Source organism: Streptomyces sparsogenes subsp. cuspidosporus, assembly GCF_039532705.1.
Classification (GTDB): Bacteria; Actinomycetota; Actinomycetes; order Streptomycetales; family Streptomycetaceae; genus Streptomyces; species Streptomyces sparsogenes.
In genome coordinates, this window is the sequence record NZ_BAAASD010000027.1 from 17787 (window position 1) to 30214 (window position 12428).

10 protein-coding genes are annotated in these 12428 nt (G+C 71.8%); 3 read left to right on the plus strand and 7 right to left on the minus strand.

Annotated elements, in window-relative coordinates:
- Nucleotides 1–35: 35 nt before the first annotated feature.
- From ABFY07_RS26955 to ABFY07_RS26965, 3 genes are all read right to left on the minus strand, one after another.
- Nucleotides 36–1034, minus strand: a complete 999-nt coding sequence (locus tag ABFY07_RS26955) for a ketopantoate reductase family protein (protein WP_346176970.1) — start codon at nt 1032–1034, stop codon at nt 36–38.
- Nucleotides 1035–1106: 72 nt separating this feature from the next.
- The gene (locus ABFY07_RS26960) at nt 1107–2057 is read right to left on the minus strand and encodes a hypothetical protein (RefSeq protein WP_346176971.1); all 951 of its coding nucleotides are present in this window, start codon (nt 2055–2057) and stop codon (nt 1107–1109) included.
- Between the two features lie 79 nt (nt 2058–2136).
- The gene (locus ABFY07_RS26965) at nt 2137–2730 is read right to left on the minus strand and encodes an AMIN-like domain-containing (lipo)protein (protein ID WP_346176972.1); all 594 of its coding nucleotides are present in this window, start codon (nt 2728–2730) and stop codon (nt 2137–2139) included.
- Nucleotides 2731–2986: 256 nt separating this feature from the next.
- On the opposite strand from ABFY07_RS26965, the gene ABFY07_RS26970 reads away from it, so the two are divergent.
- Nucleotides 2987–3553: a Uma2 family endonuclease gene (locus ABFY07_RS26970; RefSeq protein WP_346177039.1), complete on the plus strand. Its 567-nt coding sequence runs from the start codon at nt 2987–2989 to the stop codon at nt 3551–3553.
- A 58-nt stretch (nt 3554–3611) separates the two neighbouring features.
- Here ABFY07_RS26970 and argS read toward each other — a convergent pair whose 3' ends face one another.
- Nucleotides 3612–5396 carry an arginine--tRNA ligase gene (gene argS, locus ABFY07_RS26975; protein ID WP_346176973.1) on the minus strand — a complete coding sequence of 595 codons (1785 nt, stop codon included), beginning with the start codon at nt 5394–5396 and terminating at the stop codon, nt 3612–3614.
- Nucleotides 5397–5603: 207 nt separating this feature from the next.
- Between argS and lysS the strand changes: the two genes are divergently transcribed.
- Entirely contained in the window at nt 5604–7364 is a 1761-nt protein-coding gene (gene lysS / locus ABFY07_RS26980; protein WP_346176974.1) for a lysine--tRNA ligase, read from the plus strand.
- Nucleotides 7365–7504: 140 nt separating this feature from the next.
- Here the strand turns inward: lysS and ABFY07_RS26985 are convergent, their stop codons facing one another.
- The 3 genes from ABFY07_RS26985 to ABFY07_RS26995 form a co-directional block, all read right to left on the minus strand.
- Nucleotides 7505–8992, minus strand: coding sequence for a DUF2637 domain-containing protein (locus ABFY07_RS26985; RefSeq protein WP_346176975.1), 1488 nt, complete (start codon nt 8990–8992; stop codon nt 7505–7507).
- 115 nt (nt 8993–9107) lie between these two features.
- Complete coding sequence (locus ABFY07_RS26990; protein WP_346176976.1) at nt 9108–9929, minus strand: hypothetical protein; 822 nt, start codon at nt 9927–9929, stop codon at nt 9108–9110.
- Nucleotides 9930–10052: 123 nt separating this feature from the next.
- The gene (locus ABFY07_RS26995; protein ID WP_346176977.1) at nt 10053–10988 is read right to left on the minus strand and encodes a DUF3558 domain-containing protein; all 936 of its coding nucleotides are present in this window, start codon (nt 10986–10988) and stop codon (nt 10053–10055) included.
- 170 nt (nt 10989–11158) lie between these two features.
- Here ABFY07_RS26995 and ABFY07_RS27000 point away from each other — a divergent pair, with 170 nt between their 5' ends.
- The gene (locus ABFY07_RS27000; RefSeq protein ID WP_346176978.1) at nt 11159–12352 is read left to right on the plus strand and encodes an RtcB family protein; all 1194 of its coding nucleotides are present in this window, start codon (nt 11159–11161) and stop codon (nt 12350–12352) included.
- Nucleotides 12353–12428 lie beyond the last annotated feature (76 nt).

Genomic DNA, 12428 nt, shown 5'->3' on the forward strand with positions numbered 1-12428 from the left:
GGCTCTGGTCTGCCGGAGCCCCGAAGGGGGGCGGCTCAGGCCGCGTCGACGATCTCGGTGAGCCGCGCGGCGGTGATCGTGCCGGGGGCGCGGCGCTCGCGCGCGCACTCGTTCGCGATGCGCCGCAGGGTCTCGTTGACCGGGGTCGGCACCCCGTGGAGCCGGCCCAGCAGCACGATCTCGCCGTTCAGATAGTCCGCCTCGACCGAGCCGGTGCCCCGCACCAGGCTCTGCCAGGACGAGCCGCCGCCCCGTGCCCCGCCCTCGACGGGGCGCATGTCCATCTTTCCGTCGCGCGCCGCGCTCTGCTCGGCGGCGCTCGCGCGGTCGATGCCCGCCGCGTCGAGGACGGTGATCGCCTCCGCCCGCGCGCGCTCCGCCAGGGCCGCCGCCTCCGCGCCCCCGTCCGGGCCGCAGACCGCGTCCACGGCGTTGGCGACGTTGCTGAGCAGCTTGGCGTACTTCCAGCGCATCACGTCGGGGACGACCGGCGCGAGGAAGTGGGAGGTCTCCAGGTCGGCCGCGATCCGCCGGGCCGTCTCGTCGGCGCCGGACGGGTAGCGGCCCAGGTGCAGCACGCCGGTGAAGGGTGCGCAGGGGGCGGTGACCTCGCCCGGCTCCAGGTAGGTGGCGGGCAGCCAGACGCACATGGCGTAGACCCGGCGGAAGCGCCGCAGCGCCAGCCGCTCGCTCTCCACCCCGTTCTGGGCGCAGACCAGCGGCAGCCGGTCGCCCGCCGTGCCGCCGCCGGCCACCGGGCGGGGCGCCCAGGCGTCCAGGGCGGCCACGCTGTCCTGCGTCTTGACGGTGAGCACGAGCACGTCGTCGGGGCGCAGCTCGACGGCCTCGGGCCGGTCGGCCACGGGTACGGGGAGCCGGTGGGTGCCGTCGGGCGTCAGCAGCCGCAGCCCGTCCCGCCGCAGCGTCTCGTAGTGGACGCCGCGCGCCACGAGGACGACGTCGTGTCCGCTCTGGGAGAGCCGCCCGCCGATCGCGCCCCCGACGGCGCCCGCTCCGATGACGACGTAGCGCATCCCGGCCCCCTTCCGCCCTGTGTCAGCCCAGCGTTCGCGCCGCCACGCTACCGACCGAGATCCGCCGGGGCGTCAGCGGGGCGGGTTGTAGTTCATGAACCAGTGGGCCGCGAAGTCGGCGGGTATGGAGTACGGGTGGTCGGGGTCGGTGAGCATGCGGAAGACGAACTCCGTGGCCGTCATGTCGAACCGGTCCCCGGCCTCGGGGCCGACTTCCGTCACATAGACGGGCCACGCGTCGGGGTCCGGCCCCTCGGTGATCCAGTAGAACGACGTCTCGTGCTCGGTGCCCGCCCAGGGCAGCAGCCCGCCCGGCTCGGGGAACGGTGGGTGCGTCTCCCGGGACCGCAGCCCGTGGGTCTTCGCCCAACCGGACGCGAACTCGGCGCTCTTGACGATGTCGGCCGGCAGGTGGATGGCCAGGAAGCCGTCGAAGGCGCCGTGGCCGAAGGTGTCGACCAGCCGCTTGTAGTCGCTCGGCAGCGCCGTCCCCAGCCGGGCCTCGGCCGCCGCGCAGTCGACCGGCCGGATCCGGCCGGTGTGCATCCGCTCCAGGCGGATCGGGTCCGCGCGGACCCGATCCGCGTCCCACCCGGTCACGGCGACGAGCCGGTCAAGCCAGGAGGCGTCCGAGGGCAGCTCCTCCGGCGCCGGGGCGGTGCGCGGGGCGACGACCACCACCAGCCGCGCCTCTCCGCCGACGCGGACGGCACCGCAGCCGATCCACCGGCCGCCGAAGGCCCAGGCGCGCATCTCGACGACCCGCTCGCCCTCCCCGAAGGGAACGAGGAGCGGCAGCCCGGTCCGCTCGCGCAGCGAGGAGTCGGCGCGCCCCTCCGACACCAGGGTGCGCGGCTCCCCGTACCAGTCGCCGAGCTGCTCCACGAGCGCGTCCAGGGACGCCTCACCGCCGATCGTCAGGCACAGATGGCCCGGCGCGTGGCCGGCCGCGCGGCACTCCAGCTTCCCGGTGTCCGGCCACACCAGGCCGTGGAGGGCGGACAGCAGTTCGTCTTCGTTCACAGAAGACAGTGAAGCGGGTGCCACTGACAACCGGCCGGGGCGCGGGGGCGGCCCCGGCGGTCGTCGGGGTCGGGACGGCTCAGCGGGCCGTGGCCCAGGAGTGGGCGACGTCCACGATCAGGTGGTCGCCCGACTGGAAGACGCGGAACGGCAGCCGGGCGCGCACGCCGAGCCCGATCTGGGTCTCGCCCTCGAAGCTGGCGCCGTAGCGGGTGTCCTTGAACGTGCGGTACCCCGTGACGTCCACCCCGGGCAGCGGCTTCCCGGCCCGGCCCGGGTACGTCTCGGCGCCGGTCCCGGTGTCGTAGCTCGTCGCGGCCACCCGGATCTCCAGGATCGCGCCGCCGCCGACCGCGATGGGGTCGCCGGAGCCGTCCTGGTACATGGCGTCGACGTAGCCGACGCGGTAGCCGGTCGGCTCGGCCGTCGTGCCGCCCTTGACGTCGAACACCAGGCGGTCGTAGCACTCGTGCCGGCCGGCCCGGATGTCGGCCAGCGGCTTGTGGTCGCTCGCCTGCGCGGTCCTGTCGACGCTGCCCCACCTGGTCGCGCAGGCCTCGGCCGCAGCCTTGGCCGTCCTCGACGTGGTGGCGGCACCGGCCGTCCCCGCCGTCGCCGCCATCCCGGCGCCGGCCAGCGTGAGCGCCGCGAGCGCGGTCCCCCAACGTCGCATGACTTCCTCCTGAAGATCGATTGCCGATTACCTGACGTCCGACTCCCCCGGTTGAGGCGAGGTTGTCCGCATCGTTGGTTTTCAGCCGGGCTGGAGCTGATTTTTGTCGCAAACGCAGGGGGTGGGGGTGGTGTTGGGTCTCACCCGATGCGGTGATGGCCGCCGATCCGCCTGACAGGACGTCGAGCGCGCTGCCAGGGTCGCCGTACGGCGGTGGCGCTGTGGCTAGACTTTTCGCATCGGAAGCTTGGACACCATGACCCTCACCATCCCGGAGCTTGGCATGAGCCGACTTCGCAAGGCCGCCGAGGCAGCTGAGGAAGCGACCGGCCTGCGCGCCGAGATCATCCGAGGAGTTCTCATGATGTCCCCGACCCCGCGCGGCAAGCACGCCGGGATCGTCAACGAGCTTTTCCGGCAGCTCGACCCAGCCCTTCCGGACCATCTGGAGTCCTACCAGGTCGCGTCCGTGTCCCTGCCGGACGACAAGGACGACTACGCGACCCCCGACCTGCTCGTCTGCGACGCGGGTTTCGGCGAGTCCGACGAGTGGCTGGCCGATCCGGGGGACGTGGAGCTCGTCTGCGAGGTCGTCTCCAAGGGCAACAGCTCGAAGGACACCACCGAGATGGTCGGCTGGTACGCCGACGCGGGCATCCCCGCCTATCTGCTGGTCGACCCCCGCGACGGGACCTGGACCCTGTACACCGTTCCCCGGGAGGGCGCCTACCAGGGCGTCCTGCACGGGCTGTACGGGGAGGACATCGAACTCCCCGCGCTCGGCGTGAAGATCTCCACCGGCGGGTTCACCCGGTACGCCTGACGGCGGGCCCGGGCCAGTATCTGGCCCGGGCCCGCCGTCGCGGGGCGTGCGGGAGCGCTCAGAGGCGCTCGGGGGTGCGGATGCCGAGCAGGTCCATGCCCTGGTGGAGGGTGCGGGCGGTCAGGTCGCACAGGAAGAGGCGGTTCTCGACCTGGGCCGGGCCGCCCTCGGCCTTCAGGACCGGGCACTTGTCGTAGAAGGTCGTGTAGTGCGAGGCGAGCTGGTACAGATACGCGGCCAGCTTGTGCGGCTCGTAGCCCGCCGCGACCTCCTTGAGGGTCTCCGCGAACTGGTCCAGGTGCAGGCCGAGCGCCCGCTCGGCCGGGGCCAGCGGCAGCTCGGGGTGGGCGGCCGGCTTCTGGCCCGCTTCGGCGCGGCGCAGGATCGACTGGATCCGGGCGTAGGCGTACTGGAGGTACACCGACGTGTCGCCGTTGAGCGAGACCATCTGGTCCAGGTCGAACTTGTAGTCGCGGGCGGCCGAGGTGGACAGGTCCGCGTACTTGACCGCGCCGATGCCGACCTGGGCGCCGCGCTCGGCGATCTCCTCCTCGGTCAGGCCCAGGTTCTCGCTCTTCTCGCGGACGACGGCCGTCGCCCGGTCGATGGCCTCGTCCAGCAGGTCCACCAGCCGCACCGTCTCGCCCTCGCGGGTCTTGAACGGCTTGCCGTCCTTGCCGAGGACCGTGCCGAAGGCGAGCTGGTACGCGTGGGTCTTCTCGCCCAGCCAGCCGATCCGGCGGGCGGTCTCGAAGACCATCTTGAAGTGCAGCGACTGCCGGGCGTCCACGACGTAGACCAGCGAGTCGGCCTGGAGGTTCCGCACCCGGTCGCGGATCGCGGACAGGTCGGTGGCCGCGTAGCCGAAGCCGCCGTCGGACTTCTGGACGATGAGCGGCACCGGCTTGCCGTCCGGGCCCTTCACGTCGTCGAAGAAGACGCACAGCGCCCCCTCGGAGCGCACCGCGACGCCGGACTCCTCCAGCAGCCGGCAGGTCTCGGCCAGCATGTCGTTGTAGCCGGACTCGCCGACCACGTCGGGGTCGCGGATCTCCATGTCCAGCTTGTCGAAGACCGAGTAGAAGTAGAGCTTCGACTCGTCGACGAACTTCCGCCACAGGGCGAGGGTCTCCTCGTCCCCGGCCTGGAGGTCCACCACCCGGCGCCGGGACCGCTCCTTGAACTCCTCGTCGGAGTCGAAGAGCGCCCGCGCCGCCTTGTAGAGGCGGTTCAGGTTGGACATGGCCTCCTCGCCGGAGGCGGCCTGGTCCTGGGTCGGGTCGGCCTTGTGGTCCAGCTCGTGGGGGTGCTCGATCAGGTACTGGATGAGCATGCCGAACTGGGTGCCCCAGTCGCCGATGTGGTGGCGCCGGACCACCTTCTCGCCCGCGAACTCCAGGATCCGCACCACCGCGTCGCCGATCACCGCCGAGCGCAGATGGCCGACGTGCATCTCCTTGGCCACGTTCGGCTGGGCGTAGTCGACCACGGTCGTGCCGGGGTTCTCGGCGTGCGGAACGCCGAGGCGGGCGTCGGCGGCGCGGGCGGCGAGGGTCTTGACGATCGCCTCGTCCGACACCGTGATGTTGAGGAAGCCGGGGCCGGAGACCTCGATGTCCGCGATCACGTCGCCGGCCGGCAGGCTCTCCACGACCTTGGCGGCCAGCTCGCGCGGGTTGCCCTTGAGCTTCTTGGCGAGCGACAGCATCCCGTTGGCCTGGAAGTCGGCCCGGTCGCTGCGTCGCAGCAGCGGGTCGGCGGCGCCGGCCTCCGGCAGGGCGGCCGAGAGGGCGTCCGCGAGACGCTGGTGGACCGTGGCGGCAAGGGAGGGGACCGAGGCCATGGGAGGAGTGCCGTTCCTATAGATGGTTGGGTCCACCTCAGTATTTCACGGCGGGGCCAACGGTTTTTCCGGCGCTTTCGCCCCTGCCCCGGCTCCCGCCCCGGCCTGCGGTTCGGCCCGTGCCCCGGCCCCCGCCCCGGCCTGCGCTCCGGCCCCCTGTGGAAAACCTTCGGGGGGCCTCGTTCCGTCTGGGACAATGGTCGAGCCATGACCGCAAGGAAGGAAGTGCCGACCGTGGCTCAGAGCACCGAGACCGACTGGGTCTCCCGATTCGCCGACGAGGTCATTGCCGAGGCGGAGCGTCGCGCCCCCGGCAAACCGATCGTCTGCGCCTCGGGCCTCAGCCCGTCCGGCCCGATCCACCTCGGCAATCTGCGCGAGGTCATGACCCCGCACCTGGTCGCCGACGAGATCCGGCGCCGCGGTTACGAGTGTGTGCACATCGTGTCCTGGGACGACTACGACCGGTATCGCAAGGTCCCGGCCGGGATCGACCCCTCCTGGGCGGAGCACATCGGCAAGCCGCTGACCTCCGTCCCCGCCCCGCCCGGCAGCTCGTATCCGAACTGGGCCGAGCACTTCAAGGCGCCGATGATCAAGGCGCTCGAGGAGATGGGCATCGAGTTCCACGGCATCAGCCAGACCGAGAAGTACACCTCGGGCGCGTACCGCGAGCAGATCCTGCACGCGATGCGCCACCGCGAGCAGATCGACGCCGTCCTCGACCGGTACCGCACGAAGGACAAGGACAAGGACAAGGCCGGGGCGAAGAAGCCCGCCAAGCAGCAGAAGCCGGTCGACGAGGCCGAGCTGGAGGCCGCCGAGGGCTCCGGCGCGGCCAGCGAGGACGACGGCAGCGCGGGCGGCGCGGGCTACTACCCGTACAAGCCGTACTGCTCGGTGTGCGAGCGCGACCTCACCACCGTCACCTCGTACGACGACGAGACCACCGAGATGTCGTACACCTGCGCCTGCGGCCACGGCGAGACCGTCCTGCTGCGCGAGCACGACCGGGGCAAGCTGGTCTGGAAGGTCGACTGGCCGATGCGCTGGGCCTACGAGGGCGTCGTCTTCGAGCCGTCGGGCGTCGACCACTCCTCGCCCGGCTCCTCGTACGTCGTCGGCGGGCAGATCGTGCGCGAGGTCTTCGGCGGCGAGCAGCCCATCGGCCCGATGTACGCCTTCGTGGGCATCAGCGGCATGGCCAAGATGTCCTCCTCCAAGGGCGGCGTGCCGACCCCGGCCGACGCGCTGGAGATCATGGAGGCGCCGCTGCTGCGCTGGCTGTACGCGCGCCGCCGGCCGAACCAGTCCTTCAAGATCGCCTTCGACCAGGAGATCCAGCGGACCTACGACGAGTGGGACGCCCTGGAGCGCAAGATCACCGAGGGCACGGCCCAGCCGGCGGACGCCGCCGCCTACAGCCGCGCCACCCGCACCGCCGCCGGCGAGCTGCCGCGCACCCCGCGCCCGCTCCCGTACCGGACGCTCGCGTCCGTGGTCGACATCACCACCGGCCATGACGAGCAGACGCTGCGCATCCTCAGCGAGCTCGACCCGGACAACCCGGTGAAGTCCCTGGACGAGACCCGGCCCCGGCTCGACAGGGCCGAGCGCTGGATCGACACCCAGGTCCCGGCCGACCAGCGCACGCGCGTGCGGGACGAGCCGGACACCGAGCTGCTCGCCTCGCTCGGCGAGACCGAGCGCGAGTCGCTGCGGCTGCTGCTGGAGGGGCTGGACACCCACTGGTCGCTGGACGGTCTGACCACGCTGGTCTACGGGGTGCCGAAGCTCCAGGCCGGGTTCGCGGCGGACGCCAAGCCGACCCCGGAGCTGAAGGTCGCGCAGCGCGCGTTCTTCGCGCTGCTCTACCGGCTGCTGGTCGGCCGCGACACGGGCCCCCGGCTGCCCACGCTGCTGCTGGCGGTGGGCGCCGACCGGGTGCGCAAGCTGCTCGCGGCCTGAGGTCGGGTCCCGAGCCACCGGGTCCCGAGCCGCCGGGTCCCGAGCCACCGGGTCCCGAGCCGCGAAAACGGCGGGCGGGCCGGACTCCCCAGGAGTCCGGCCCGCCCGCCGTTTTCAGGGAATGGGGGAGTCCAGGCCCGTTACGGGATGCTCTCCGTCTCCATCTCCAGCTTGTACCGCTCCTTGCAGTCGTCCAGGTGGCGGCGCACCTCGGCCTCGCCGAGGTCGGTGATGCCGTACCCCTCGCGCAGCAGACGGCCGAACTGGTACGGGGAGGGGAACCTGCCGTGGTTGGTGACGTGCTGGCGGAAGGCCCCGTAGTACGCCTCGTCGCGCGGCATGTCCTCCGGCAGGTTCGCGGGCGTGATGGCCCCGGCGGACGGCTCCTGCTCCGTGAAGGGCTCCTGGTCCCGCTGCCCCGGCACATAGGCGATCTGGCTGCTGGTGCCCTGCCCGCCCAGCGGCCGGACCCGGCCGCCGGGGCCGACGGGGACCGTCAGCCCGGCGGCGTCCTGCGCCTCGTCGGCGTACGAGCCGGGCTGCTGCGCCTGCGGCTGGGCCTCGGGCTGCTCGGCCGGCGCCGGTGCCTGGGCCGGCGCCGGCTGGGGCTGCTGCGGCTCGTCCTGCGGCTGCGGCTGCTGTCGGCCGGCCGCCGGGTGTCCCGCGGCCTGCTCGTAGCCGGTCGCCGCCCGGCCGTCGTGTTCGGGGGCGGCGGGCTGCTGGTAGCCCTGCTGCTGGTAGACCGGCAGCGGGAAGGAGAGGGGCAGCTCGCGCTCCTGGCCCCCGGCCCGGTCCGCCCCCGGGACTCCGGGAGCTCCCGGGGCTCCGGGGGCTCCGGGGATCGCGACGGTTCCGGCGGTCCCGGCGGCACTGGCGGCCCTGAGGGTTCCGGCGGCCCCGCCCCCGTAGGGCAGCGCGACCGGCAGTGCCGCCGACGTGAGCTCGGCCGGGTCCAGGCCCGCCGCGGCCAGCCCGGCCGGTGCGGTCTCCGCCAGCGGCACCCCGTAGCGCGCCAGCCGCAGCGGCATCAGCGACTCGACCGGGGCCTTGCGGCGCCAGGAGCGGCCGTAGCGGGCGCGCAGCCGGGCGCGGTAGACGAGGCGGTCCTGTTCGAGCTTGATGACCTCGTCGTAGGAGCGCAGCTCCCACAGCTTCATCCGGCGCCACAGCCGGAAGGTCGGCACGGGCGCCAGCAGCCAGCGGGCGACGCGGACCGACTCCATGTGCCGGTCGGCGGTGATGTCGGCGATCCGGCCGATGGCGTGGCGGGCGGCCTCGACCGAGACGACGAACAGCACCGGGATGACGGCGTGCATGCCGACGCCGAGCGGGTCGGGCCAGGCGGCCGCGCCGTTGAAGGCGATGGTGGCGGCGGTCAGCAGCCAGGCCGTCTGGCGCAGCAGCGGGAAGGGGATCCGCAGCCAGGTCAGCAGCAGGTCGAGGGCGAGCAGGACGACGATTCCCGCGTCGATCCCGATGGGCAGGACGTTGGCGAAGCCACCGAAGCCCTTGTCGCGGGCGAGGTCGCGCACGGCGGAGTAGGAGCCCGCGAAACCGATCGCGGCGATCACCACCGCGCCGGTGACGACCACCCCGATCAATATGCGGTGCGTACGTGTCAGTTGCATCGCGGCCACCCGCGACCCCTCCCCCGTTCTACGGCATTCGGCGCGCCCAGCGTCGCATACACGTCAAGGGCGGTGGACGGGAAGGGGGTCGGAGCGGCGATGCGGGGAGTGGCGGCTACGCGGCGCCGGCGGATCCTGCGCCCTTCCCGCCGTCCTTCCCGCCGTTCTTCTCTGCGTCCTTCCCGCTGCCCTTCTCGGCGCCCCCGCTGTCCTTCCCGGTGGCCTTGCCGCCGTCCTTGTCGCTGCCCCCGCCGTCCTTGGCGATGGCGGCGACGACCTCCTTGGCCGCGGTCTCGGCGTCCTTGAGGAGCTTCTTGGGGTCGGGCGTCTTCTCGTCCTCGTAACCGGCGCCGTTGTACTCGAGGGTCACCACCACGTTGGCGGTGCGGGCCACGACGGTCTGGTTGCGGAACTCGTCGCCGTCCTTCTTCGACTCCGTGCTCACGGTGGTGGCCGCGTCGCCGATGCCGGAGACCTGCGCGGTCTTGGCGTTCTTGGCGCCGTCTGCCGTGGTGGCCTTCTGGGCCTGGTCGGCGGCGTAGGCCTCGGCGCGCTTCTCGCCGGTGCCCAGCGACAGATCGGATCTGAAGAGCTTGAGGGAGACGGTGAGCTGCCGGTACTTGAAGCCGTTGAGGCCGGTCCACAGGCAGCTGGCCGACTGGTTGGCGTCGGCGGAGGGGAGCTCCTTGCCCTTCTTGTTCTCGGCCTTGGGGACGAGCTGGTCGATCGTCTTGCCGGACAGCGTCGGGCAGACCTCGGGGAGCTTGTCGTACTTTGCGGCCGCGACGGTCGGCGTCGGGCTGGGGGTGGCCGACTTGGACGCGTCGGCCGAGTCCTTGGAGTCCTTGTCGGAGCCGGAGGAGCAGCCGGCGACGAGCACCACCGGTACGGCTGCGCTGACGAATATACGGGCGAGTCGTGGTGCTGTTCGGTGCATGGGTCCTTCGCTCGTTCTCGGTCGAGGGGCGGCCGTCCCGCCCGCGGGATTAGTCGGCACGGTACGCGGCCGATGCGCGGACGGCCCAATTCGGGCGTCTTGCGCACCGCCCCCCGGACCGGTCTACTCGTTGAGCCGCCCGGTCAGCTCCTGGGCCAGATCTTCGGCGTTGACCTGCAGTTCTTCGCTGCTGGGAATGTGCTTCTTGTCGGTCGACCACTGGTCGTACTCAATGGTGGCAATCACATTCGAGGACCTGAAGACGACGGTGACATCGCGGTGGATGCCGGAGTCGGTGGTGATGAGCTGATCGTCGAGGAAGGCGTCGTCGGCGAGGTCGTCCAGGACGCGCGGCGCGGCGGTCTCGGCGCTGTCGCCGTCGCCGGTTCCCGCGTCGTCGGTCGTGGGGGTGTCGGGGGTGGGGGCGTCGGCCGCCGGGGTGTCGATCTCGGAGCCCTCGCCTCCGGCCCCGGATCCGGACGAGCCGGATGAGCCGGACGAGGACTTCGACGGCGCCGTGCCCTTGCTCTTCGGCGACCCGGAGCCGGACCCCGAGCCGGATGCGGACCCGGAGGGGGCGCTGGAGGCGTCCGAGACGCCCGGGACGTGTGCGGCGACGGCCTTCTTCTGATACCGCTCCTCCGCCTGGTCCTCGTCGCTGACCTTCGGGTCGTACGAGACGACGCGCTCGAAGTCGAGCGAGAGGTAGCGGGTGCCGCTGCCCGTCTCCAGCTTCCAGCGGCAGCCGACGCGCCGCTCGGTGTCGAAGGTCACGGTGGCCTGGCCGTCGTAGACCTTGTCGTCCTCGTCGGCGCCGGGCAGCAGCTTCTGCAGCGTCTTGGAGCTGACGGCGCCGCACGCCTCGGGGAGGGTGCGGTACTTGCCGGGGGCGGCGGCGACCGGCGCCCCCGAGTCGCCGGACTTGCCGTCGTCGTGCCCTTGGTCGGAGCCGGAGCCGGTGCAGCCGCTGAGGCCGATGGCGGCGAGCACGGTCGCGAGCACGGCGACGGCCCGTGCGGCGCCCGGTGCGTACGCCCTTCGCTGCTGCGCTGGCTGCACTGTCCCCGTCCCTTCGAGGTCGCTTCGCGGGAAAACTGCTTGCCGCCCGTGGGCGGGGCCTGGAGACAATGTCTACCGCACGCGCCGCCACGTCTGCCGGTCGGTCGCCGTTATTGGGGCTCTCTGCCCGGCTTTTGCGTTTTCAGTCTTTTATGGGGGAATGAGTAGAGATGTCTTATGTTGAGCTGCCCGGGGCGCGGGTTCCGATCCGTATGTGGACCGATCCCGCGACGGTCGAGGGCGTGGCCATGCAGCAGCTGCGGAATGTGGCGACGCTGCCGTGGATCAAGGGCCTGGCCGTGATGCCGGACGTGCACTACGGAAAGGGCGCCACCGTCGGCTCGGTGATCGCGATGGAGGGCGCGGTGTGCCCGGCGGCCGTGGGGGTGGACATCGGCTGCGGGATGTCGGCGGTCCGTACCTCGCTGACGGCCGAGGACCTCCCGGGGGACCTGTCGCGGCTGCGCTCGCGCATCGAGCAGGCGATCCCGGTCGGGCGAGGGATGCACGAGGAGCCGGTCGACCCGGAGCGGCTCCACGGATTCTCCGCGCCGGGCTGGGAGGGGTTCTGGGAGCGGTTCGACGGCGTCGCCGAGGCGGTCAAGTTCCGTCAGGAGCGAGCCGTGAAGCAGATGGGTTCGCTCGGCTCGGGTAACCACTTCATCGAGTTCTGCCTCGACGAGTCCGGTTCGGTCTGGCTGATGCTGCACTCCGGCTCCCGGAACATCGGCAAGGAGCTGGCCGAGTACCACATCGGCGAGGCCCGCAAGCTGCCGCACAACCAGGGCCTGGTCGACCGCGACCTGGCGGTCTTCATCGCGGACACCCCGCAGATGGCGGCGTACCGGCACGATCTGTTCTGGGCACAGGAGTACGCGAAGTACAACCGCGCGCTCATGATGGCGATCTTCCAGGACGTCGTCCGCAAGGAGTTCAAGAAGGCCAAGCCGGTGTTCGAGCCCGTCATCTCCTGCCACCACAACTATGTGGCGGAGGAGCGCTACGAGGGCATGGACCTGCTGGTGACCCGCAAGGGCGCGATCCGCGCGGGTGGCGGCGAGTACGGGATCATCCCCGGCTCCATGGGCACCGGCTCGTACATCGTCAAGGGCCTGGGGAACGCGGCGTCGTTCAACTCGGCCTCGCACGGCGCGGGTCGCAAGATGAGCCGCAACGCGGCGAAGAAGCGTTTCTCCACGCGGGACCTGGAGGAGCAGACGCGGGGCGTGGAGTGCCGTAAGGACGCCGGCGTGGTCGACGAGATCCCGAGCGCCTACAAGCCGATCGAGAAGGTCATCGACCAGCAGCGGGACCTCGTCGAGGTGGTCGCGAAGCTCAAGCAGCTGGTCTGCGTGAAGGGTTGAGCTCAGGCGCGCCACGCGCCATGCGAGCGGCAGAGCCCCGGAGTCCTCCGGGGCTCTGCGCGTTTCCGGGGCTCTG